19 protein-coding genes are annotated in these 23,883 nt (G+C 60.0%); 10 read left to right on the top strand and 9 right to left on the bottom strand.

Features of this window, described 5'->3' with window-relative positions:
• Positions 1–7: 7 nt before the first annotated feature.
• Positions 8–1,459 (top strand): aldehyde dehydrogenase, encoded by a 1,452-nt coding sequence (locus BS627_RS14810; RefSeq protein ID WP_077983943.1) that lies wholly within the window; start codon positions 8–10, stop codon positions 1,457–1,459.
• 30 nt (positions 1,460–1,489) lie between these two features.
• On the opposite strand, the gene BS627_RS14805 is transcribed toward BS627_RS14810, so the two are convergent.
• Positions 1,490–2,386 carry a choline sulfate utilization transcriptional regulator gene (locus BS627_RS14805; protein WP_077983942.1) on the bottom strand — a complete coding sequence of 299 codons (897 nt, stop codon included), beginning with the start codon at positions 2,384–2,386 and terminating at the stop codon, positions 1,490–1,492.
• A 94-nt stretch (positions 2,387–2,480) separates the two neighbouring features.
• Here BS627_RS14805 and BS627_RS14800 point away from each other — a divergent pair, with 94 nt between their 5' ends.
• A complete protein-coding gene (locus tag BS627_RS14800) occupies positions 2,481–3,434 on the top strand; it encodes a choline ABC transporter substrate-binding protein (protein ID WP_077983941.1) in 954 nt (317 codons plus the stop codon).
• A gap of 15 nt (positions 3,435–3,449) precedes the next feature.
• Positions 3,450–4,964, top strand: coding sequence for a choline-sulfatase (gene betC, locus BS627_RS14795; RefSeq protein ID WP_077983940.1), 1,515 nt, complete (start codon positions 3,450–3,452; stop codon positions 4,962–4,964).
• Positions 4,965–4,979: 15 nt separating this feature from the next.
• Here betC and BS627_RS14790 read toward each other — a convergent pair whose 3' ends face one another.
• The 6 genes from BS627_RS14790 to BS627_RS14765 are packed head-to-tail and all read right to left on the bottom strand — an operon-like array spanning position 4,980 to position 11,480.
• A complete protein-coding gene (locus BS627_RS14790) occupies positions 4,980–5,873 on the bottom strand; it encodes a carbohydrate kinase family protein (protein ID WP_077983939.1) in 894 nt (297 codons plus the stop codon).
• A complete protein-coding gene (locus BS627_RS14785) occupies positions 5,870–6,910 on the bottom strand; it encodes an ABC transporter ATP-binding protein (RefSeq protein WP_077983938.1) in 1,041 nt (346 codons plus the stop codon). The genes BS627_RS14790 and BS627_RS14785 overlap by 4 nt, the downstream gene beginning before the upstream one ends.
• Positions 6,910–8,424 carry an argininosuccinate lyase gene (gene argH, locus BS627_RS14780; protein WP_077983937.1) on the bottom strand — a complete coding sequence of 505 codons (1,515 nt, stop codon included), beginning with the start codon at positions 8,422–8,424 and terminating at the stop codon, positions 6,910–6,912. The genes BS627_RS14785 and argH overlap by 1 nt, the downstream gene beginning before the upstream one ends.
• Positions 8,425–8,428: 4 nt before the next feature.
• A complete protein-coding gene (locus BS627_RS14775) occupies positions 8,429–9,271 on the bottom strand; it encodes a carbohydrate ABC transporter permease (RefSeq protein ID WP_077983936.1) in 843 nt (280 codons plus the stop codon).
• Positions 9,268–10,209: a carbohydrate ABC transporter permease gene (locus BS627_RS14770; RefSeq protein ID WP_077983935.1), complete on the bottom strand. Its 942-nt coding sequence runs from the start codon at positions 10,207–10,209 to the stop codon at positions 9,268–9,270. The genes BS627_RS14775 and BS627_RS14770 overlap by 4 nt, the downstream gene beginning before the upstream one ends.
• Positions 10,210–10,226: 17 nt before the next feature.
• The gene (locus BS627_RS14765) at positions 10,227–11,480 is read right to left on the bottom strand and encodes an extracellular solute-binding protein (RefSeq protein ID WP_077983934.1); all 1,254 of its coding nucleotides are present in this window, start codon (positions 11,478–11,480) and stop codon (positions 10,227–10,229) included.
• A 254-nt stretch (positions 11,481–11,734) separates the two neighbouring features.
• On the opposite strand from BS627_RS14765, the gene BS627_RS14760 reads away from it, so the two are divergent.
• Genes BS627_RS14760 through BS627_RS14750 form a run of 3 tightly spaced genes read left to right on the top strand, consistent with a single transcriptional unit; the run spans position 11,735 to position 16,291 of the window.
• Positions 11,735–12,961 (top strand): ROK family transcriptional regulator, encoded by a 1,227-nt coding sequence (locus BS627_RS14760; RefSeq protein WP_077983933.1) that lies wholly within the window; start codon positions 11,735–11,737, stop codon positions 12,959–12,961.
• A gap of 19 nt (positions 12,962–12,980) precedes the next feature.
• On the top strand, positions 12,981–15,383 hold the full coding sequence (locus tag BS627_RS14755) for a PIG-L family deacetylase (protein ID WP_077983932.1): 2,403 nt from the start codon (positions 12,981–12,983) through the stop codon (positions 15,381–15,383).
• The gene (locus BS627_RS14750; protein WP_077983931.1) at positions 15,380–16,291 is read left to right on the top strand and encodes a DMT family transporter; all 912 of its coding nucleotides are present in this window, start codon (positions 15,380–15,382) and stop codon (positions 16,289–16,291) included. Before BS627_RS14755 ends, BS627_RS14750 begins: the two co-directional genes overlap by 4 nt.
• 15 nt (positions 16,292–16,306) lie before the next feature.
• Here the strand turns inward: BS627_RS14750 and BS627_RS14745 are convergent, their stop codons facing one another.
• On the bottom strand, positions 16,307–16,768 hold the full coding sequence (locus tag BS627_RS14745) for a hypothetical protein (RefSeq protein WP_165691260.1): 462 nt from the start codon (positions 16,766–16,768) through the stop codon (positions 16,307–16,309).
• A gap of 77 nt (positions 16,769–16,845) precedes the next feature.
• Positions 16,846–17,733 (bottom strand): AraC family transcriptional regulator, encoded by an 888-nt coding sequence (locus BS627_RS14740; RefSeq protein ID WP_077983929.1) that lies wholly within the window; start codon positions 17,731–17,733, stop codon positions 16,846–16,848.
• Positions 17,734–17,930: 197 nt separating this feature from the next.
• On the opposite strand from BS627_RS14740, the gene melA reads away from it, so the two are divergent.
• From melA to BS627_RS14720, 4 genes are all read left to right on the top strand, one after another.
• On the top strand, positions 17,931–19,397 hold the full coding sequence (gene melA / locus BS627_RS14735) for an alpha-glucosidase/alpha-galactosidase (protein WP_077983975.1): 1,467 nt from the start codon (positions 17,931–17,933) through the stop codon (positions 19,395–19,397).
• Positions 19,398–19,502: 105 nt separating this feature from the next.
• The gene (locus tag BS627_RS14730; RefSeq protein WP_077983928.1) at positions 19,503–21,590 is read left to right on the top strand and encodes an ABC transporter substrate-binding protein; all 2,088 of its coding nucleotides are present in this window, start codon (positions 19,503–19,505) and stop codon (positions 21,588–21,590) included.
• Positions 21,591–21,735: 145 nt separating this feature from the next.
• Positions 21,736–22,743: an ABC transporter permease gene (locus BS627_RS14725; protein WP_077983927.1), complete on the top strand. Its 1,008-nt coding sequence runs from the start codon at positions 21,736–21,738 to the stop codon at positions 22,741–22,743.
• 1 nt (position 22,744) lies between these two features.
• On the top strand, positions 22,745–23,881 hold the full coding sequence (locus tag BS627_RS14720) for an ABC transporter permease (protein ID WP_077983926.1): 1,137 nt from the start codon (positions 22,745–22,747) through the stop codon (positions 23,879–23,881).
• Positions 23,882–23,883 lie beyond the last annotated feature (2 nt).

Genomic DNA, 23,883 nt, shown 5'->3' with positions numbered 1-23,883 from the left:
GAAGATCATGCAGACTGTCAATCTTTTCATCGGTGGCGACCATTGCCCGGCCACAAGCGGCAAGCGCTTCGAACGCAGCAACCCCATTACCGGCGACGTGGCGACGAGTGCTGCGGCGGCAACGGTGGAGGACGCTACCCGCGCGGCCGATGCCGCGGCGGCCGCTTTCCCGGTCTGGTCGGCAACGCCGCCCGGTGAACGCCGTCGCCTGCTTCTGGCCGCTGCGCAGGCGCTTCTGGCCGCAGGGCCTGATATTACCCAGGCGATGAAGGAAGAAATCGGCGCAACCGACGCCTGGGCCGGTTTCAACGTCAAACTGGCAAGCGATATGCTGGTGGAGGCCGCAAGCCTGACCACCCAGATCAAGGGCGAGATCATTCCGTCCAACCGTCCGGGAACCATGGCCATGGCGCTGCGCCAACCGGCGGGCGTTGTGCTGTCCATCGCGCCCTGGAACGCGCCGGTTATTCTCGGCGTGCGCTCCATCGCCACGCCGCTTGCCTGCGGCAATACGGTGGTGATGAAGACCTCGGAACTCTGCCCACGCACCCATGCGCTGATCATTGAGGCGGTCGCTTCCGCCGGTCTGCCCAAGGGCGTGCTCAACGCCGTCTCCAACGCGCCGGAAGATGCCGCAAAGATCGTCGATACGCTGATCGCACACACCGCCGTCAGACGCGTGAATTTCACCGGCTCGACCCGTGTCGGCCGGGTGATTGCCGAAACGGCCGGCCGTTACCTGAAACCCGCGCTGCTGGAGCTTGGCGGCAAGGCGCCGTTCATTGTGCTTGACGATGCCGATATCGACGCGGCTGTCGCGGCTGCGGCTTTCGGCGCATACATGAACCAGGGCCAGATCTGCATGTCGACGGAACGCATCATCGTGCTCGACAGCGTCGCCGATGCGTTTGTGGAGGCCTTCGCCAAAAAAGCCTCGAGCCTCACGGCTGGCGATCCGCGCGAGGGCAAAACACCGCTTGGCTCGCTGGTCAGCGCCGAAGCAACCTCGCGCATTCGGGCGCTGGTGGATGACGCCGTCTCCAAGGGTGCACGGCAGGTCGCCGGTGGCGGCGGCAACGGCACGATGCTCGATGCGATTGCCGTCGATGGCGTCACCCCCGCCATGCGGCTCTATTCGGAGGAAAGTTTCGGTCCGGTCGTTTCCATCATGAGGGCCGGCAGCATCGATGAGGCGGTAAGCATTGCCAATGAAACCGAGTTCGGCCTCTCCGCTGCGATTTTCGGTAGGGATCAGGCACGGGCGCTGTCCATTGCCGCCCGTATAGAAAGCGGCATATGCCACATCAACGGTCCAACCGTTCACGATGAAGCGCAGATGCCCTTCGGCGGGGTTAAGGCCTCCGGCTACGGCCGCTTCGGCGGCACGGCGGGCATTGCGGAATTCACAGAGCTACGCTGGGTCACATTGCAGGACGGACCGCTGCATTATCCGATCTGAACAGGAAACGGTACAAGCCGGCGGGCGGCGTTACCGCCGCTCGTCGATCAGCCAGCCGGTGAGTTTTCTCACCGCGGTGTCGCTGCTTTTCGGTCGCATCAGCCAGTAGCCGCGCCCCGGTGCATCGAGGCTTGGGCCTGCCGTCACCAGCACGCCGGCCTGAAGCAACGGATCGACCAGTCCGGCCCAGCCGAGCGCGAAACCCTGCTCGCCAATGGTTGCCTGCACCACCATGGTGTAATTGTTGAAGCTGATGTCGCCGCCATCGTGGTCGGCCGGTCTCTGCACGCCGAAATGCTTGAAGTAGGAAGGCCAGTCGAACCAGTGCGCTTGCGAGGTGTTTTCGAGGTGAATGAGCTTCCGCCGCGAAAAATCCGCAACGGTTGCGGGTGCCGGTGTCTCGGCCAGCAGGGCGGGCGAGCAGACCGGCGTGACCTTTTCCGAAAGCAGCAGCACCGCGCCGTCGCCGGCCTCCTGCCGCGTGCCGAAAATGATCATCACATCGCTATCGTGCTTGCCCTGGCCCAGCGGATCCTGCGTGGCGACGATCTGGATATTGATATCCGGATTGAGCGTTCGAAAGCCATGCATGCGCGGGATGAGCCATAAGGAAGAAAAGGCATAGTCCGTGTGCAGGCGGATGGTCTGCCGTTCCTCCGTCCGGCGAAGCTGTTGTGCGAGAAGGTCGATGGCGTCGACATTGCGTGAAACAATCTCGAATAGTTTTTGTCCCTCGGCCGTTAGTTCGATGCCGCGATGTCTGCGCTGTACGAGCGCTACGCCCAGTTCCTCCTCCAGCCTGCGGATCTGATAGCTGACGGCTGGCTGCGTCAGCCGCAGGGATGCCGCCGCCGCCGTCAGGCTGCCGCGGCGGGCGACCTCGGTGAAAATGCGCATCCATCCCAGATCGAGCGGCCGGTCTGACATTAAAATTCCTTATATCAACTATCGAAAAATACCCGCTTCACAGGCAAAAGCAACGTGGTGTTCAATAAACTGGATTGATAAAAGGGGAGCCGCAATGAAAACCATTTCTCATCTGCATCGCATCGCCGCCGGTCTCATTCTGTCGGTGGCAGCCTTCTCCACCCCGCTTCAGGCGGCCGATGACGCGGCCTGCAAGACCATCCGCCTCAGCGATCCCGGCTGGACCGACATCACCGCCACCAATGGTGTCGCGTCCGTGCTGCTGGATGCCTTGGGTTATGAAGCCGACGTCAAGACGCTGTCAGTGCCGATCGGCTATCAGGCGATGAAGAACGGTGAAATCGACGTTTTTCTCGGCAACTGGATGCCGGCGCAGAAATCCTTCGTAGATGATCTTGATGCCGCCAAGGCGGCCGAGGTGATGACGAAGAACCTCGAAGGCGCCAAGTTCACGCTGGCGGTGCCGGCCTATATGGCGGAAAAGGGCGTGAAGGATTTCGCCGATCTCGCCAAACACTCCGATGAGTTCGAAAGCAAGATTTACGGCATCGAGCCGGGCGCGCCGGCCAACCAGAATATCCAGAAGATCATCGACGCCAATGATTTCGGCCTGAAAGGCTGGCAACTCGTCGAATCCGGCGAGCAAGCCATGCTGGCGCAGGTGGAACGGGCAGGCAGGGACAAGAAGGCCGTGGTCTTCCTTGCCTGGGCGCCGCATCCGATGAATGAGAAGATCGATATCGCCTATCTCTCCGGCGGGGACGCCTATTTCGGCCCGAATTTCGGCGGCGCGGAAGTCTACACGCTCGCCCGCACCGGCTGGCCGCAGCAATGCCCGAATGCGGCGACGCTGTTCAAGAACCTCAAATTCGATATTGGCATGGAAAACAGCCTGATGGGTTCCATCCTCGGCGGCGAAGATTCCAAGGCCGCGGCGACGGCCTGGCTGAAGGCCAATCCCAAATCGCTGGATGGCTGGCTGCAGGGTGTCACCACGCTGGATGGCAAGCCGGGTGCGGACGCCGTCAAAGGCAAGCTTGGCCTCTAAAATCGGAAAGTGGAAATGCCGCGTCCCAATATTCTGATCCTGATGGCCGACCAATTCAACGGGACGTTTTTTCCCGATGGCCCGGCCGATTTTCTCCACGCACCACATCTCAAAACATTGGCGAAGCGCTCTGTGCGCTTCGCCAATACCTATACGGCAAGTCCGCTCTGCGCGCCGGCGCGCGCCTCCTTCATGTCCGGGCAGTTGCCAAGCCGGACACGGGTCTATGACAATGCCGCCGAATTCGCTTCCGATATTCCGACCTATGCGCATCACCTGCGGGCGGCGGGTTACTACACCGGTCTTTCGGGAAAGATGCATTTCGTCGGCCCGGACCAGCTGCATGGCTTCGAGGAGCGCCTGACGACGGATATCTATCCGGCTGATTTCGGCTGGACGCCTGATTATACCAAGCCGGGCGAGCGGATCGACTGGTGGTATCACAATCTCGGTTCGGTGACCGGCGCTGGTGTCGCGGAAATTACCAACCAGATGGAGTATGATGACGAGGTGGCCTATCACGCCACCCGCAAGCTTTACGACCTGTCGCGCCGCCTCGATGAGCGGCCGTGGTGCCTGACTGTCAGCTTCACCCACCCGCACGATCCCTATGTGGCGCGGCGCAAGTTCTGGGATCTATACGAGGCCTGCCCGGCGCTCGATCCGCAGTCGCAGGCGATTGCCTTCGAGGAGCAGGACCCGCATTCGAAGCGGCTGCTGGAGGCCTGCGATCATGGGGCATTCGAGATCACAGGCGAGAAGATACGCCGGGCACGGCGCGGTTATTTCGCCAATATCTCCTATATCGACGAAAAGATCGGCGAAATCCTCGACGTGTTGAAAGCGACACGGATGGAGGAAGACACCATCATTCTCTTCCTGTCGGACCATGGCGATATGCTGGGCGAGCGTGGCCTGTGGTTCAAGATGTGTTTCTTCGAAGGCTCCGCTCGTGTACCGCTGATGGTGGCCGCACCCGGCTGGCAGCCGGCTTTGATCGACACGCCGGTCTCGACACTCGATGTCACGCCGACGCTGTGCGGACTGGCGGGTCTCGATATCACTTCGCTCAAACGCTGGACGGATGGCGAGGATCTGGCGGCGCTTGCCAAGGGAACCGGCGGGCGTGGCCCGGTGCCGATGGAATATGCCGCCGAAGGCTCGATAGCACCGCTCGTTGCCCTTCGCGATGGGCGCTACAAGCTGTCGGTTTGCGAAGCGGATCCGCCGCTGCTTTATGATCTTGAGGCTGATCCGGAAGAGCGCACGAACCTTGCCGGCGATCCGGCTTTGCGCGATGTGCTTTCATCGCTTTCCGCCGAGATTGGTCGGCGCTGGCAATTGCCGGTCTTCGACGCTGCCGTTCGCGAAAGTCAGGCGCGGCGCTGGGTGGTCTATAAGGCGTTGCGCAACGGGGCTTATTATCCATGGGATTACCAGCCCCTGCAGAAAGCCTCGGAACGCTACATGCGCAACCACATGGACCTCAACGTGCTGGAGGAAAACCAGCGTTTTCCGCGGGGAGAGTGAAACAGGCGGGATGCCTCAAGCGGCCGCCGTCTCCCTTGGTGCGCCGCCTGCCGCCTGCACGGCAAGGCTGCCCGCAGCGACCCCGGCTTTGAGGCATCGCTGTTCGTCCTGTCCCTCAAGCCACGCATCGAGAAAACCGGCATTAAAGGCGTCGCCTGCGCCGGTCGTATCGATAACCGGGACTTTCTGGGCCGCTACATGCCGCAGCCCCCTCTGAGAGGAAACCCACGCCCCCTGCGCGCCACCTTTCAAAGCCACGACGGGAAACGCCTCTGATAAAGCGCGGATCGCGATTTCCGGGTCAGAATGACCAGTGATTGCTTCGGCCTCTTCGAGATTCGGCAAAAAAACGTCGACGCCGGCACAGGCCTGGAGCAGGCCCTTGTCATAGATCAGCGAAGCATCCCAGCTTGGGTCGAGCGAAACGGTCAATCCGCTTGCCTTGGCGCGGGAGACCAGATCGGGCATCTCATGCAGAGTGGCGAATTCGGCGATGTGCAGATGCCGGGCGGTTTCCCACGCAAAGGCGGCATCCAGCGTCGAAGGCCGGGCGGCACCGGCGCGACGCGTCAAAAAAGCCCGGTCCTGACCAACCACTGTCGCCACCGTGACTTGCGGTCCGGCATCTGCTGAATGTTCCAAAAACTGCATGTCGACGCCGCTTCGCGCCATTTTCTCACGGATATCTCGCGAAAACGTGTCGGTGCCGAGCCTTGCCAGCAGCGCAACGGGTCGGCCGATATGGGCGAAATGCGCGGCGGCAATGAAAGCTCCGCCGCCGGCGGCAATTTCCATGTCGCGGGCAAACAGTTCCCGGCCGAGCACCGGCAATTCGTCAAGCCCGGTGAAAATGAGGTCGCAATAGATCCGGCCGACGCTGATGACGGCAGTTTTTTCCGTTGTCATCATGCGCGGCCCAGAAGCTTTTCCGTCTTGGCGTCGAAAAGATAAAGCGAACCTCGCTCCGCCTGGCATTGCAGCCGGCTGCCGACGGCCGGAATGGTTTTGCTTCGCGCAGTGGCGATCACCGAACTGGTGTCGGTGTCCAGATGAACAAGCGTCTCCGGCCCGAGCGGCTCGACCGCCGTTACCGTTCCCTCAAGCGTGAACGTTGCCTGAGCAGCACCGTTCTCGCCGACCAGCAGATCATGCGGCCTGACGCCGATCAGAAGGTCTCCCGTGGCCGAGGGCGCAACGCTGTCGCCGGCTCTGGTTCCGCGCAGGAGGTTCATCGAGGGGCTGCCTATGAAGCGTGCGGTAAAGATGTCGACTGGTGTTTCGTAAAGTTCCGTCGGCGTGCCGACCTGCAATATATGGCCGTCCTTCATCACCACGATACGATCCGCCATGGTCATGGCTTCCACCTGATCATGGGTGACGTAGACGGTTGTCGTCTTAAGACGTTGATGCAAGCGTTTGATTTCAATGCGCATCTGCGATCTCAGCTGCGCGTCTAGATTGGAGAGCGGCTCATCGAAAAGAAAGGCAGCAGGATCGCGCACCATGGCGCGGCCGATGGCGACGCGCTGCCGCTGGCCGCCCGACAAAGCGGCGGGACGGCGGTCGAGCAGGGCCTCAAGCCCCAGCACCCGGCCGGCCTCTTCGATGCGGCGGTTCTTTTCCGCCCTGTCGAGCTTTGACGTATAAAGTCCGAAACCGATATTCTGGCGAACCGTCATATGCGGGTAGATCGCATAATTCTGAAAGACCATGGCGATGTTGCGCTGCTTCGGTTCTTTCTCGTTGACGACGTTTCCGGCGATTTTCAGCGTGCCGTCGGAAATTTCCTCCAGACCCGCGATCATTCTAAGGGTGGTGGATTTTCCGCAGCCGGAGGGGCCGACAAAAACGACGAACTCGCCGTCTTCAATGGCAAGGTCTATGCCCTTGACTGCTTCGACCTTGCCGTAGCGCTTCACGAGTTGATTGAGTTCGATTGTCGCCATTATCGCGCTCCCGTCAGGGCGGTGAATTTCTCTGCCAGTTCGGCGGCTTTCGCCGCTTCGTGATCGGCGAAACGCCGTGCTTCCGCCGCAAAAGCGCCGAGCCTGTTGCGGTATGCCGCAATCGCTTCCCGCATGGGTTCAGGCGCCGGGCCGCCGAAGCGGCTGCGCACGGCGACAAAGTGTTCCGGCGAGACGATCTGCTTGAATTTTTCCTCGTCGATGCCGGTATCGCGTCCTGCCAGTTCCCGAAACGCCTTGAGGAACGGCTGGTAACCCTCATTCGGCAGATCGCCCTCCAGCGCGACGACGCTCTTGGCAACAGTCGCGGCAATTTCATGCGCCTGACGGAATGACAGGTCTTCGATGCGGACAAGTGAATCCGCCAGTTCGGTGATGGTGATGCAGGAGCGGCGAATATTCTGGTCGACCCTTTCAGGATCGATGCTGATCTGGCCAACGAGGCTGGCGAGAAGATCGAGTACCCGGCTGGCAGAAGTGAAGGCTTCATAACCCATACCCTGCGTCTCGCCCTCGCTGTCATTCATGTCGGTGAAGGGCGTGTTGTGCATTACATCCAGCACCGTGCGTGCCCGGCCGAATGTCTGGCTGGCGAGGTGGCGCAGATGTTCGATCGGCACCGGGTTGCGTTTCTGCGGCATGATCGAGGAAATCTGCACCAGCGAATTCGGTACATAGATCTGGCCGACCTCAAAACTCGTCCAGAACTGGAAATCCTGAATAAGCCGGCCGAGATGCAGGAACATCAGTTCGATCGCGCCATAGGTCGCTGTTGTATAATCCACGGCGGCGATGCAGGAATAGGAATTGCGTAAGGGTGCGGCAAACCCCAGCAATTCGGCAACCCGCGCCCGGTCGATGGGAAAGCCCGAGGTGGTGATGGCGGCGGCGCCCATCGGCGACAGATCGACGATGCGTCGCGCTTCGGCAAAACGCTCGATATCCCGGATCAGCACTTCGATGGCGGCGGAAAGGTAGTGGCCGAAGGTGGTGGGCTGGGCCGGCTGACCATGCGTATAGGCTACGATCAGGGTGGATTGATTGCGCTCGGCGGCATCGATCAGCGCTTTTAAGAGAACGCGCGCCTTGGCGGTGAGCGTGTCGATCTTGTCCTTGAGGCCGATCTTGAACAGCGTGTGATCGATATCGTTGCGTGAACGCGCCGTGTGAAGGCGGCCGGCCACATCGACGCCGATGCGGGCTTTCAGCTCCTTCTCGATCAGGAAGAAGAAATCCTCGACTTCGCCGGTATAGACCAGCTCCGATGGCTCGATGGTCCTGTCGATGTCTTCGAGCGCGCCGGCGATCTTCGCCGCTGTTTCGGCATCGAGAATGCCGGTTTCGCGCAGCATGACCAGATGGGCGCGGTCGATACGGCGGAAGCCGTCGACATGGTGGTTCTTGGCGCCGTCGAACAGCGGGCGCAGCACGGTTTCCTTGTAGACGGCGTCGGGAAACTTGCTGGTGTCGGACAGGCGCGGGTTCATTTCGGCCATGATATTATCCTTTCAGACCCGCCAGCATCACACCGCGAACGATGTAGCGTTGCAGGACGATGAAGACGATGAGGGTGGGGATGGTCGCAATGGCGGCGCCCGTCATGATCATTTCCCACTGGATCTGCTGTTCCACGGCAAAGCTCGAAAGACCGACCGGCAGCGTGTAAAGCTCCTTGCTTGTCGTGACGATCAGTGGCCAGAAGAAGGCTGTCCAGTTGCCGAGGAAGGTGAAGATCGCGAGTGCGGAGAGCGCCGGTGTGACGAGCGGCAGGGCGACTTTCCACCAGATCTGGAATTCGTTGAGCCCGTCGACGCGCGCGGCCTCGATGAAGTCGTTCGGAACCGTCTCGAAGAACTGCTTCATCAGGAAGGTGCCGAAGGCCGTCATCATGCCCGGGAACATGATGCCCCAGTAGCTGTCGAGCCAGCCGAGCTGACTGGACATCAGATACCAGGGAATGACGAGCATTTCGGTCGGTATCATCAGCGTCGAGAGGATTGCGAGGAAGATGAAATAACGACCGCGGAACTCGAATTTCGCCAGCGTGTAGCCGACAAGACTGTCAAAGAAGCAGTTGGACACGGTAACGATGACCGCAACCAGCATGGAGTTGAAGAACCAGCGCAGGAAACGGCCATCAGCCATCACGGTCATGTAGTTCGCAATTGTCGGTGCCGCGGGAATGAGCCTGAGATCATAGACCTGATCCGCCGTCTTGAACGAGGTCGCGAACATGAACAGCAGCGGCGAAACCATGATCAGGCCGCCGATGAACAGCAGCGTCCAGGCGACGATGCGGCCGGGGCGGATGCGGGCGTGGGAGAGTGGCAAGGCTTCGCTCATTTCTTTTCCCTCAGCACCCAGAGCTGGACCAGCGACACGGCAAGAAGAATGGTGAACAGGACGACCGTCTGCGCAGCGGCATACCCCATCGCATAGGAATTGAACGCAGTCTGGTAGATCATCAGCACCAGCGGTTTGGTGGAGCCAAGCGGCCCGCCCGGATCATTGGTGGTCATGTTATAGACTTGGTCGAAAATCCGCAGGAAACCGATCGAGGAAAACACCACGAGGAAAACGGTGGTAGGTTTCAGGAGCGGCAGCGTGATCTTGCGCAGGATCGCCCATTCACCCAACCCGTCGATACGCGCGGCTTCATAGAATGTCGTGGGAATCGCACGCAGGCCGGCCATGAAGATGATGATCTGGAAGCCGAGCCCCGCCCAGATGGCTGTCACCATGACCGAATAGAGCGCCTGATCGGTGGAGCGGATGAAGGGCTGCTGGGGAATGCCGATCATGCCGAACACGTCGTTGATGATGCCGATGGGCGGCGGCTGATAGAACCAGCGCCAGACCCAGGCCATGGCCGCTGCAGTCGTCAGATAGGGCAGGAAATACAGCGCGCGAATGAAACCATGCAGAATGCGCACCCGGTCGAGATAAAAGGCGATGACGAAAGCAAGGACGAGACTGATCGGCGTGCCGACGATGAGATAGGTGAAGGTGTTTTTGAACACCTTCCAGAATTGCGGATCCTTGAACAGCTTGACGTAATTGGCGGCGCCGATGAACTTTGCTGGCCTGAGCAAGTCCCAGTTGGTGAAGGACAGATAGAAGGCCTGCAGTGTCGGGTAAAACCGGATGACGCTGTAAAACAGGATCGGGATCGCCAAAAAGCTCCAGATCCACAAAAGCCGTTTGGTGCGCATGGAAAGGCGATCTCCGAAGGAGCCGCCGGGGCGGCCGGATGCCGCCCCTTGTTGATCTATCGCTGTCATTGTTGGACCTGCGGTTTTCAGGGTTTCGCCGCGTCGATGATTTCCTGCTCGGCCTCGGCGGCCTGCTTGATGGAGTCCTCAACCGACTGGCCCTCGAGGAGGACACGGTTTGTCATGTCGATGGCGTTTTGCCGCTGGGCTGCCTCATCCATGAACAGCGTCGTATGGGCATATTCCAGACCCTTCAGGAACGGCGCGTAGATCGGGTCCTTCAGGTTTTCTTCGGTCAGCGCTGCGGAGCGCCGCGCCGGCAACTCGCCCACCGTCTTCAGCCAGATCGCCATGGCTTCCGGGGAAGAGATATAGGCAAGGAACTTCTTGGAGGCCTCAAGCTCTTCACCCGTGGTCTTGGCGCTGATGCCGTTGGCGAAGTAGCTCGCATAGTTGGAGCGGATATTCTTGTCATTGGTGGGAAGCTCGGTCACGCCCCACTCGAAATCCTTGATGGTGCGGAACGAGCCGAGCCGGAAGGTGCCGTCGATGGTCATGCCCGCCTTGCCGGCGCGGAAGGCGGCCTGGCCCTCATCCATGAAGCCCACCTGGCCGATCTTCTTTTCAAGCTGCAGGCTGGTATAGAATTTCAGGGCCTGAATGCCCGGCTCGCTATTATAGGCGACCTTCTGGTCGTTGTCGGTATAGGGCTCGCCGCCATATTGGCGGATGAGGACTTCACGCCACCACTGATGGTCCTGTCCACCCATGTCGAGCGTGGAACCGGCAACGGTGAGGTTTCCGGCAGCATCATGCTTGGCGATCTTTTCCGCGGCGGCGACGAACTCATCGAGCGTCTTCGGTGGATTGGCGGGATCGAGACCGGCTTCGGTGAAGAGCTTCTTGTTGTAGAACAGCGCCAGCGAACGAACCGCTGTCGGCAGGCCATAATAGTCGTCGCCGCGTTTCATGGCGCTGACGATCGGGAAGAATTCGCTTTCGATCTTGTCATGCGGGAAGGTATCGGCCGGCAGTGGCTGCAAAATGCCGCCGGCTGCGAACTTGTCGAGCCAGCCGTAAAACAGCTGCATCACGTCCGGGCCATTGCCGGACATGTTGGCGGCGATCACGCGCGTTTGGTAATCGGCGTAAGGAAAGGTCACCTGCTTGACGGTGATATCAGGATTGGCCTTCTGGAATTCCGCGATCAGCTCGTCCATGGCTTTCACACGGGTGTCGAAGACATATTGCCAATATTCGATTTCCACCGCCTGCGCGGCGTTGAATGCAAATATGCTGAAACCGGCGACCAAGCCGGCGAACAGAGTTGCCCTGCGCATGTAAGCCTCCTTTTCCTCCGTCCGGTCTTCCGGATGCGGAGCGATCGTTCCCTTTATTCGCGCTTTCGCGCGCGCTCATCGATTTGCCGGCAGCGGAGTTTCCTCTTCCGCCCCATGCAAACCTGACCCCCGGTCGCCCTCTACGGTTCTCTGAAGGCGCGCATTTGTCAATAAGATAATTTACTTGAATTATTATATTGCGCTTATCCTCAATTCGACGCTATGAATTTTCCAACAGACGGGAAGTTGAAGAGATGACGGTGCACACGGTGGACGCTTATCCCGTAGCAATCGGAAAAAATCCCGAGCGAAGCCGGGAGCACAACAGGCGAGTCGTTCTCGACCTCGTCCGGCGGCATGGCTCACTCGGTCGCGCCCAGATTGCCAAGATTACCCATCTTACCCCGCAGGCGGTTGCCAATATCGTCGACGAGCTGGTTGGCGAGGAATTGCTCAAGGAACTCGGCCGTCGTCGCACCGGCAGGGGCCAGCCGCCGATCCAGTTCGCGGTCAATCCGGATGGCGGAGCGACCATCGGCGTGGAAATTGCCGCCGACCATATGGTCACGGTCGGCCTCGATCTTGCCGGCGTGTTGCGTACTCATCGTGTTACACCCCTCAAGGACACGACGCCGGACGCCATATTCAAGACTTTTGCCGCCGAGCACGCTGCCGTTGCGAAAAATCTCGGCTGCAGGCTGCTTGGCACCGGGGTTGTCATGCCCGGTCCTTTCGAGATCGATGGCATGACGTCCGTCGGGCCGACGACGCTTTCTGGCTGGGGCGGCATCGATGCCCGGCAGATGCTGGGGGAAGCCTGCGGTCAGCCGGTCGTGGTGGAAAACGATGCGACGGCCGCCGCTGTCGGCGAACGGCTGTTCGGTGCGGGCCTGGCCATCCCGAATTTCTGCATGATCTATTTCGGCGTCGGCATCGGCCTCGGCATCATTCAGGATGGTTCACCCTATCGCGGCGCATTCGGAAATGCCGGCGAAATCGGCCACGTGACCGTCTCGCCAAAGGGAAGGCCTTGCCCCTCCTGCGGGCAGAAAGGGTGCCTCGAAGCCTATGCCTCGGTTTACGTGCTGAAGGAAAAACTTGTCTGCGCCGGTGTCGCGGATACGCAGCTTGACGATCTGGAAGCCCTGTTCAAAGCGGGCAATCCGGTGGTGATGGAATGGATCGAGGATGCCGCCGCCCATCTGGCGCCCATGGTTGCGATGCTCGAGAATATTCTCGATCCGCAGACTGTCATTCTCGGCGGTGCGCTGCCTGAGATCGTCATCAGTGAAGTCATTGCGCGGATGGGCACTTTGCCAACCTCGGTCGCAAGCCGGCGACAGCGGGAACTGCCGCGTGTCATGCACGGCAAATCCGGACAGCTGACGGCGGCACTCGGTGCGGCCGCCTTGCCGCTGTTCGACATCGTCACGCCAAAACTCGAGACATCCACGGGAGCTGCAACGCAGGCACCCGGTTGAAATTTGGAGGAGACCGCCCATGCTTAACCCTCGGGAGCGCATCGAACGGCAGATGGCCGATCCGTGGCTTGTCCGCCTGCACCGCAAGCTGAGCGCGTTGAAATCCACCGTGACCGTCATGCACACCGGCGCGCATCCCGACGACGAGCAGAACGGACTTCTGGCCTATTTTCGCATGAAACTCGGTATGCGGATCATCATCGCCTGCTCCACACGCGGCGAGGGCGGGCAGAATGCGCTGGGGCCGGAAAGGCTGGGCGCGCTTGGCGTCATCCGGTCGCGGGAGCTGGAGGAGGCCGCCCGTGTCATCGATGCGGACATCAGCTGGCTCGGCCATGGCCCGGCGGATATCATTCACGACTTCGGTTTTTCCAAGGATGGCGACCAGACCTTTAACCGCTGGGGGCAGCAACGCATCGTCGAGCGGCTGGTGCGCGCCTACCGCAAGGAGCGCCCGGATATCGTCATCCCGACCTTTCTCGATGTGCCGGGACAGCATGGGCACCACCGCGCCATGACGCGGGCGGCAAAGAGCGCCATCGCGCTGGCGGCCGATCCTGCCGCCTATCCCGAGCATTTTGCCGAGGGGCTGAAACCTTGGCAGGTGGCCAAATATTACCTCCCCGCATGGTCTGGCGGTGGCGACACCTATGATGACGAAGTGCCGCCGCCGGAGACGACGCTGATAGTCAATGCTCCGGGCAAGGAGGCGGCCACCGGTGCGCAATATGACCGCATCGGCGAATGGTCGCGTTATTATCATGCCTCACAGGGAATGGGTCATTGGCCGAAACGGGCACAGGAGGTCTGGCCTCTGCATCTGGAACTCTCGGATGCCGTCGGCGGCGAGGAAAGCTCGATCCTCGATAGGCTGCCGTCTTCACTCACCGACCTTGCGACTTTTCCGGGGCTGGATCACGGACTGGCAAAGGCGCTGGTCAAGGCCGAACAGGCAATAAGCCAAGCAATCGCGGCCTTTCCCGACAGGCGGAATATCACGGCGTCGCTTCTTGCTGCGGCGGCTCTTTTGCAGACGGTAGATGAAGCCGCAGCTGCGGATTTCAAGGAGCTGCACGGGCATCGGATCGCACGCAAGCGGGTGCAGGTCGACGCCGCTATCCTGACGGCGCTCGATGTTTTCGAGCGGGCCTATGCCGAGCCGGGGGAGATCGTTGCGGGTGGAACATCGGTTCTTTCCGTGGAGCTTTCAGACAAGGCGGGCGAATTTGACATCGAGGTCACGCCGGTCCTTCCAGCGGGTGTCTCGTCGTCCGTTCAGTCGCGTGGCAGGACGCTGGTCTTTTCGCTTGCCGCCGATCGGGATGCCGCTGTTTCCGGGCTTTATCAGCCCGACTGGAAAGCCCTGGGCGGCAATGGCCATGCCTTTGTGCTGCTTTCCGCAACGGTTGAAGGCAGAAAGGTCTCGGCCGCCTTCGATCTGGAGGAGCCGTTTTTCGTAACGCCCGCGCAGTCGCTGACGATTGCGCCCGATGCCCTTTTGGTTCCGCTTGGAAAGGGGCAGGATGCCCATGTCTTTCAGGCGCATGTGAAGGGCGCCGATGCGCCTCTGTCGTTCAGGACTACGGGCGGCTGGAACCTGCGCAGAAACGGCGGCGACTGGATTGCGGAACGCACTGGCGATGTGACGGCAGGCCTTGCCAGAATAGAAGCGCTTGTCGGTTCGCAACCCGCTTTCCAGATCACGCCCATCGCCTATCCGCATATCGGCAGGGCAAGGTTTCTGGCGCCGTCCGTTTTGAATATCCTGTCGTTGGACCTCAAACTGCCCGAGGGCGCACACGTCGGTTATGTCGGCGGCGGCGCCGACAGGGTGGGTCTTTGGCTTGCGCGCATGGGTCTTAATGTTTCCGAACTCGATGCTCAGGCGCTTGGCGGCGACCTGTCATCTTTTACGACGATCGTTATCGGCATCTTCGCCTTCGGAATCCGCAAGGACCTGGCCGCTGCAACGGAAAAGCTTCATCGTTTCGTTGAAGGCGGCGGCCATCTCGTCACGCTCTATCATCGGCCGACCGATGGATGGGATCCGGAGACGACGCCTGTGAGACGGCTTGAGATCGGCAGGCCTTCCTTGCGCTGGCGTGTAACCGACCCGCAGGCGGAGGTAACGGTGCTGGCGCCCGAACATCCGCTACTTGCCGGCCCCAACAGGATCAATGCCGCCGACTGGGCGGGGTGGGACAAGGAACGCGGGCTTTATTTCGCCGCGCGCTGGGATGATGTCTACGAGCCATTACTCGCCATGCATGATGTCGATGAGCAGCCGCTCAAGGGTGCGCTGGTCTCCGGTATCATAGGCAAGGGCCGTCACACCCATACCAGCCTTGTTTTGCATCACCAGATGGACAAGCTTGTGCCCGGGGCCTTCCGCCTTATGGCCAATCTTGTGCAGCCGGCGTGAATGGCGACGGCCAAAGCGAAGAACAGGAAACCCCGCGCGAAACGGATACGCGCGCGGGCATAGGCTGGCTGTTGCTGGATATGACCCTTGTTGCGGGCGGAATGACCGCGCTCGTCAAGGCGCAGGGCGTCACCTATCCCGCCTTCCAGCTTGTCTTTATCAGGGCGATGATCGGTCTGATGTTCATCCTGCCACTCATCTGGCGGCACAGGCGGGAAATGGCGCGCGTCAAATATCCCTGGCGCAACATCTTCCGCATCTGCTGCAACGCCATCGCACTCACCAGCAATTTCATCGCCATCACCCTTTTGCCGCTTGCGACCGTCAATGCCATCGGTTTCTCGCGGCCATTGGTGACGATGGCAATGGCTGTTGCCTTTCTCGGTGAAAGCGTGAGCCGTTTTCGCTGGACCGGGGCCTGTCTTGCATTTGTCGGCGTTCTGGTTGTCATCGGGCCGGGAGGCGCGGAGTTTGGCGCGGGTGTGGTTGTCGTTCTGGTCTCGGTGGTGTTTGGCGCGCTGGCAGTGATCCAGACCCGGGCGCTGCGGGAGGAGAATACCACGGTCATGATGGTGTTCTACACGGTGGGCCTCGCCGTCATCACCGCCGTTCCGGCGATCTGGACATGGAAACCGGTTGCGTCATTCGACTGGGTTCCGCTGCTCGGCATCGGATTGCTGGCGCAGATGGGGCAATATTGCTTCCTGCGGGCCTATCGCGTTGCCGATGCCAGCATCCTTGCGCCTGTCAGCTATCTGTCGATCCTGTTCGTGACCGCAGTCGGATATTTCCTGTTTGACGAAGTGCCGGAGGCCCGTGTGGTGTTTGGCATCGTTATTATTCTCGTTTCGCTGCAAGCGACCGCCCTTGCGGAATATCTGCTGAAAAGGCTGCGTCGCAAACAGTGACGGGGCGATCCGCCTCTATTGCGCCAGAAGCCGGAGCCTGATCCAGTTCAGTGCCGCGAGTTTGAGGCGATCGTAAAACGACCGTGCGAAACGCACATAGCGCATGATCCATGCAAGCCAGGGATAGGTAAGGAGCTTTTCCCGGCCGGCGTGATAGATGCGCTCGACGATCAGGAATGTTGCGAGATGGGCGAGGATCGTGAGAACCAACCCCATCTTGACGGCGCCATGGGCGATGAGAAGAAGACCGATGATCTTCATGGGTTCGGCGATGGCGAAGGGCACGGCTAGGCAAAGGAGAATGGCAAGGCGCGGCAGTCGCGCGATCCGGCTTTCCAGTCGCCTGATGAATGTCAGCCCGGATAGGGCCCTGATGACGGGCCGGTAGAGCGGGCGAACAATACCGTCGAGGATCAGGGCGAAAACGATGATCGCCCGAAGCGGAAAGACGAGGATCGTCCGGATTATGCTCTTCACCTCGGCGGGTCTCCAAAAAGGGGCGTAACGCCCATCCTTAATCGCCTGAAACATGTCAAAACGAAGTCGCGTTGCGTTCAGCCCTGCCGCACGCTCGCATACATGCCGGTGGTGCGGAATTCGCTGGGGTTGGTGCCGTAGAGCCTGCGAAAGACCTTGGAGAAATAGTTCGGGTCCTCGAACCCGCACAGCACCGACACTTCCTTGATGGGAAGGTCGGCAGCCGAGGTCAGAAGCTTGGCCGCTCGGCGCAGGCGTCGCTGCAGCACGAATTCCGCCGGCGACAGGCCTTCGCTTGCCGCGAAGATGCGGGAAAAATGTGCGCGGCTGAGGCCTGCCACCGCCGCAAGGTCGCTGACCGAAAGCCGTTCGCCGAGATGGATGTCGATGTAGCTCAGCACCTGCTGCATGGTGCGATATTCGCCCCCGAAAGATGGATGGGAACCGAAGACATCGTCATAAAGCGTCATCGCCGCCTCATAGGCAACGGCGGAGGCGGCGCCTGGCGTTTCCGCGCCATTGACGAGGCGGGAACAGCATTCGGCGAGATGATCCACGGTTTCGGGCTGGAGCTTGAGGATCGGGCCGGTAACGGAAAGGATATTGCGGTGAATGCGCAATGCTTCCTCGCCATTCATGGAAATCCAGAAGAATTCCCATTGCTTGCCCTCTTCAAGCCAGTAGCGGTGATTGTGAGGAATGAGCAGCAGCAGGGTTTCGCCCGGTCTCACCACGTAATGGCGGTTCTCGTAACGCAGGTTGCCCTGTCCGCCGATACAATATTGCAGCACGGTGAACGGCGTCTGGCCGCGCTTGCGCCCGTCCCAGTCGTAATTGCCGCTGCGGCGGATTTCATAACCGCTGCTGGTCGGCATGGTGTGCAGCGTCTGGCGGCCGCGCGGCAGCGAAACTGTTCGCATACAGGGGCCCTGGTCGATCAAATCTTGCAGCACAAAATTACCCATGAAAGCATAATCCTTCTCTGGCCCTCACCGATATTATACGCATAATCCCGATCCGAGGAGACAGCCAGCAGGATATTGTTGCTGAAAAATTGGGATGAAGGCCGGTTTTCCGGGATTCTTAACGGTATTTTTCTGCAATGCCATTTTACGATCCTTCGGCCCGTTTCACCCGTTCGATTTGCAACAGAGGTGGCGTTATGAGTTTCAAAATCGCTATTATTGGCGCAGGCAGCGTCGGTTTCACGAAAAAACTGTTCACCGATCTCCTGTGTGTGCCGGAGTTTCGCGACATTGAAGTCGCACTCACGGATATCAGCCAGCACAATCTGGATATGATCAGGGCGATCCTCGACAAGATCGTTGAGGCTAATGGTTTCCCCGTCAAGGTGACGGCCGATACCGACCGCCGCCGGGCGCTGGAGGGCGCGAAATATATCATCAGCTGCGTGCGGGTCGGCGGTCTGGAAGCCTATGCCGACGATATCCGCATTCCGCTGAAATACGGCGTCGACCAGTGCGTGGGCGATACGATCTGCGCTGGCGGCATTCTCTATGGTCAGCGCAACATTCCGGTCATTCTGGATTTCTGCAAGGATATCCGCGAAGTCGCAGCACCGGGTGCGAAATTCCTGAACTATGCCAACCCCATGGCCATGAACACCTGGGCGGCCATCGAATATGGCAAGGTGGACACGGTCGGTCTCTGCCACGGCGTGCAGCACGGCGCGGAACAGATTGCCGAAATCCTCGGCGCGAAATCGCCTGGAGAACTCGATTATATCTGCTCCGGCATCAACCACCAGACATGGTTCATCGATCTGAAGCTCAACGGTCGCAAGATTGGCAAGGAAGAGCTGATCGCTGCCTTCGAGGCGCATCCGGTCTTCTCGCAGCAGGAGAAGCTGCGCATCGACGTGCTGAAGCGTTTCGGCGTCTATTCGACCGAAAGCAACGGTCACCTCTCCGAATATCTGCCGTGGTATCGTAAGCGACCGGAGGAGATCAGTCGCTGGATCGACATGTCCGACTGGATTCATGGCGAAACCGGCGGGTATCTTCGCCACTCCACGGAAACGCGCAACTGGTTCGAAACCGAGTTTCCGCAGTTTCTGGCGTCTGCCGCCAAGCCGATCGATCCGGCCAAGCGCTCCAACGAACATGCGAGCCATATTCTTGAGGCGCTGGAGACGGGGCGTGTCTATCGCGGCCATTTCAACGTCAAGAACAATGGCGTCATCAGCAATCTGCCGGCGGATGCCATCATCGAGTCACCCGGTTTCGTCGACCGTTTCGGCATCAACATGGTCTCGGGCATCACCTTGCCGGAAGCCTGTGCGGCTACCTGCATGGCCTCCATCAACGTCCAGCGCATGTCGGTGCATGCGGCGGTCAGCGGCGATATCGATCTTTTGAAGCTCGCCGTGCTGCATGATCCGTTGGTCGGCGCCGTCTCCACGCCAGAGGAGGTCTGGCAGATGGTGGATGAGATGGTTGTCGCGCAGGCGCGCTGGCTGCCGCAATATGCCGATGCCGTTCCGGCAGCAAAGGAGCGGCTTGCGAAATCAACCGTCAAGACGCGTGACTGGGCGGGGGCCGCCCGCCGCAATGTGCGTTCCATCGAAGAGTTGCGGGCCGAAAAATCGGCACTCAAGAAGGCTGTCTGAGGAAAAAGCATGAAAACAGGCCGGTGGCGAAAGGGAGTTCGCCGTCCGGTCTTAACGATCACAGAGGGTGGGCGCTCGAAGAGCTGCCATTTGGGAGGAAAAACGATGTTACTTCAACACAGGATCGGTATCATCTCGGCACTGGGTCTCGGTGTTTCGATGATCGCACTCAATGCGAATGCCTTCGAGACCACCACGCCGCCCGAGCCGCCGCAATTTCCGGCCGAAGGCAAGATCAATTATGTGGCGCGCGACTCGATCCTCGAATTCAAGGCGCTGCCGGACTACAGCGAACCTGACTGGATCACAGAGAAATTCGAAAAGACCGGCAAGCTGCCGCCCTTGAAAGAGCGCCTGCCGGAAGAGCCGCTGGTCTACAAGACCGGCAATATGCCCGACGGCATGGGTGTTTACGGCGACACGATGCGCCATGTGGTGGGCGGCAGGCCCGAGGGCTGGAACTACATTGCCGGCCAGAGCCAGGGCTGGGGCGGCATCGATATCGCCCTTTCCGAATGCCTGACGCGCACCGCGCCGCTCTTCCAGGTGGATGCCAAGGATACCGAACCGCTGCCCAATCTGGCGAAAAGCTGGGAATGGTCCGAAGACGGCCACAAGCTGACGATGCATCTCGTCAAGGGTGCCAAGTGGTCCGACGGCGAGCCCTTCAACGCCGATGACGTGATGTTCTACTGGGAAGACGCCGTCATCGATCCCAATGTCTCACCGCTTGGCGGCGGCGCATCGCCTGAGGCTTTCGGCGAGGGAACGACGCTGAAGAAGGTCGATGACTACACCGTCGAATGGACGTTCAAGGCAGCGTTTCCCAAACAATATCTCTACACCATGGCCTATCCGAGCTTCTGCCCCGGGCCGTCGCATCTCTTGAAGCCCCAGCATCCCAAATATTCCAAGAATACCTATAACCAGTTCAAGAACGCGTTCCCGCCGGAATATATGAACATGCCGGTCATGGGCGCGTGGGTGCCGGTGTCATACCGGCCGGACGATCTCATCGTTCTGCGTCGCAACCCCTATTACTGGAAGGTCGATGAGAAGGGCCAGCAGCTGCCCTATCTCAACGAAGTTCACTACAAGCTCTCCACCTGGGCAGACCGTGATGTGCAGGCCGTGGCGGGATCTGGCGATTTCTCAAACCTGGAACAGCCGGAAAATTTCGTCGCTTCACTGAAACGCGCCGCCGAGCCCAATGCGCCGGCCCGCCTTGCCTTCGGGCCGCGCCTCATCGGCTATAATCTGCAGATGAACTTCTCCGCCAATGGCTGGGGCAATCCGGACGAGCGCGGGCAGGCTATTCGCGAGCTGAACCGCAACGAGGTGTTCCGGCAGGCCGTTACATCGGCCATCGACCGCAAGGCCGTCGGCGACTCGCTGGTGAAGGGTCCGTTCACGGCGATTTATCCGGGCGGAATTTCGTCTGGCACCAGTTTCTATGATCGCGCCTCCACGGTCTATTACCCCTTCGACCTTGAGGGAGCCAAGGCCGCACTCGCCTCGATCGGCCTGAAGGACACGGATGGCGATGGTTTCCTGAATTTCCCGAAGGAAACGCTGGGCGGTCGCAATGTCGAAATTACCCTTCTCGTCAATAACGGTTACGCGACGGACAAGAGCCTCGCGGAAGGTCTTGTTGGCCAGATGGCGAAACTCGGCCTGCGCGTCGTTATCAACAGTCTCGATTCCAACCAGCGCGACGCCGCCCATTATGGCGGACAGTTCGACTGGCTGGTGCGGCGCAACTCCACCGAGCTTTCATCCGTGGTGCAAAATACCGAGCAGCTTGCCCCTGTCGGCCCGCGCACCAGCTGGAACCATCGCTCGCCCGAAGGCAAGGAACTCGATCTGATGCCGTTCGAGAAGGAGATGGCCGACATCGTTCGCAAATTCATCTCGTCGCAAGACAATGCCGAGCGGGCGGAACTGATGAAGCAATATCAGAAGGTCTATACGCAGAACCTCTATACGATTGGCCTCACCGAATATCCCGGCGCACTGATCGTCAACAAGCGGTTCTCGAATGTGCCGCAGGGCACGCCGATCTTCATGTTCAACTGGGCCGAAGATTCCATCATCCGCGAACGCCTTTGGGTCGCAGCCGACAAGCAGGGCAAATACGAACTTTTCCCGCAGCAGCTTCCCGGCAAGCCGGGAGAGGGCGGGCCGATCAACTAAAGCATTTCCAGGAAGAGCGGACACTGCTTTTTCGTCTGAAAATGCCAAGACCCTGAAGAACTCCTCCCGGAGCACACCCGGTACCGGTCGCGCGTAAAGCGCGGCCGGCAACACACGGCCCATCCAAACCGAGGAAGACCGTTCGATGCTGAGATTTCTAACGATACGCGTTGCATCCGCCATTCCGGTGCTGCTGATCCTGAGCGTGGTGACCTTCGCCATCATCCAGGCGCCGCCCGGCGATTATGCCGACTACATCCGCTCGCAGCTGATGAACCAGGGTGGGGCATCCTTCGAGCAGGCGGAAGCGCAGGCGCAGGCTTACCGTATAGAACATGGCCTCGATAAGCCGCTCGTCATTCAATATTTCAACTGGATCGGGGGCATCGTCACCCGCGGCGATTTCGGCTACAGCTTCTATTACAACAAGCCGGTTGCCGATGTGGTTGGCGAACGCCTGCCGCGCACCATTGCGCTGGCGCTGGTCTGCCACATCTTTGCGTCCATTCTCGGCATCGCTTTCGGCATCTGGGCGGCCACACGGCAATATTCCTGGGTCGACAACCTTCTCTCCACCATCGCCTTCCTCGGCATGACGATCCCGCGTTTCCTGATGGCGCTGATCCTTGTTTATCTCATGGTGTTTCATTTCGACGTGTCGGAGATCGGCAGTTTCTTTTCGCCGCAATATGGCGGGGCGCCCTGGTCGTGGGCAAAATTCGTCGATCTCGTCAGCCATGTCTGGCCGGTGGTCGCCATCGCCGTCTTCGGTGGCCTTGCCTACAATATGCGGGTCATGCGCGGCAATCTGCTCGATACGCTGAATGCGCAATATGTCGAGACAGCCCGCGCCAAGGGGCTTTCAGAAGGCGCCGTCATCATGCGCCATGCGGTGCCGAATGCCGTGCACCCGCTCGTCATGTATCAGGGCGTGGTGCTGCCCTATATGTTGAGCGGTGAAATCGAGACCGCGATCATCTTCGCGCTGCCGACCGTCGGCCCGGCCATTGTCGGCTCCATGGCGGTGGGCGATGTTTATGTCACCGCCACCTTCATGATGGTGCTGGCTGCAACGCTGATCGTCGGCAACATCATCGCCGACATGCTGCTCGCCATGCTCGACCCGCGCGTCCGCGAATTCGGGAGGGCCTGAGATGATGGCGTTTGACGACGTGAAAACCGAAACTGCTACCGCGGCAAAACCCGACCGCTCCACCCATGGCAACGAGACCTATCTCGCACTGGTCTGGCGGCGTCTCCGGCGCTCGTTTACCGGCATAGTCGGGCTGGTGCTGGTAGCGCTGTTGATCCTGATTGCCGTCTTTGCGGATTTCTTCGCGCCGATGAACCCGCTTGAAACCAATGCTAGCTTCTCGCCGCCGCAGGTGGTCAGTTTCTTCGACAAAGACGGGAATTTAAGCCTTGCACCGCGCGTCTATGCCATCGCCGAGACGGAAGAACTCGATCCCGTCACCTTCCAGCCCATCGTCGGGCCGGATTACGACAATCCCATCTATCTTGGCTTCTTCGTCAAAGGTGCGGAATACAGGCTGTTGGGTTTTATCCCGATGAGCCGGCATTTCTTCGGCTCGACCGATGGCCAGCCTGTCCATTTTCTCGGCACCGACAAGTTCGGGCGCGACGTGCTGTCGCGCGCCATTTACGGCTCGCGCATCTCGCTTGCCATCGCCTTAAGCGTCGTCGCCATCGTCACCGTCATCGGCACCAGTGTCGGTCTGATATCAGGATATTTCGGCGGGCCGCTGGATGCCTGGGTGCAGCGTTTTGTGGAAGTGATGCTGGCCTTTCCCCAATTGCCGCTTTATTTCGCGCTAACCTCGCTCATTCCGGTCACCGCACCGACGACCGTGTTCCTTGTCTTTGTGGTCGGCGTTATGTCGGCGCTTGGCTGGGCGCAGATGTCGCGCGAGGTGCGCGGCAAGACGCTGGCGCTCGCGCGTATCGATTATGTGCGCGCGGCGATTGCCGTTGGCGCGACCGACCGGCGCATCATCTTCCAGCACATCCTGCCGAATGTGATGAGCCATGTGATCGTTGCCGTGACCTTGCATATTCCAAGCGTCGTTCTGCTCGAATCCTTCCTGGGGTTCCTTGGCTTTGCGGTCAAACCACCGCTGATCTCCTGGGGCCTGATGCTGCAGGATACGGCGACCTATTCCGTCATCGGCTCCTATCCGTGGATCCTTGCCCCGGTCGGCTTCGTGCTGGTCACCGTCTTTGCTTTCAACGCGCTCGGCGACGGCCTGCGCGATGCCGTCGATCCCTATTGAGA

It is taken from the genome of Agrobacterium salinitolerans, from assembly GCF_002008225.1.
In the GTDB taxonomy this organism is placed as follows: domain Bacteria; phylum Pseudomonadota; class Alphaproteobacteria; order Rhizobiales; family Rhizobiaceae; genus Agrobacterium; species Agrobacterium salinitolerans.
This window is presented reverse-complemented; position numbering and strand designations above follow the sequence as displayed.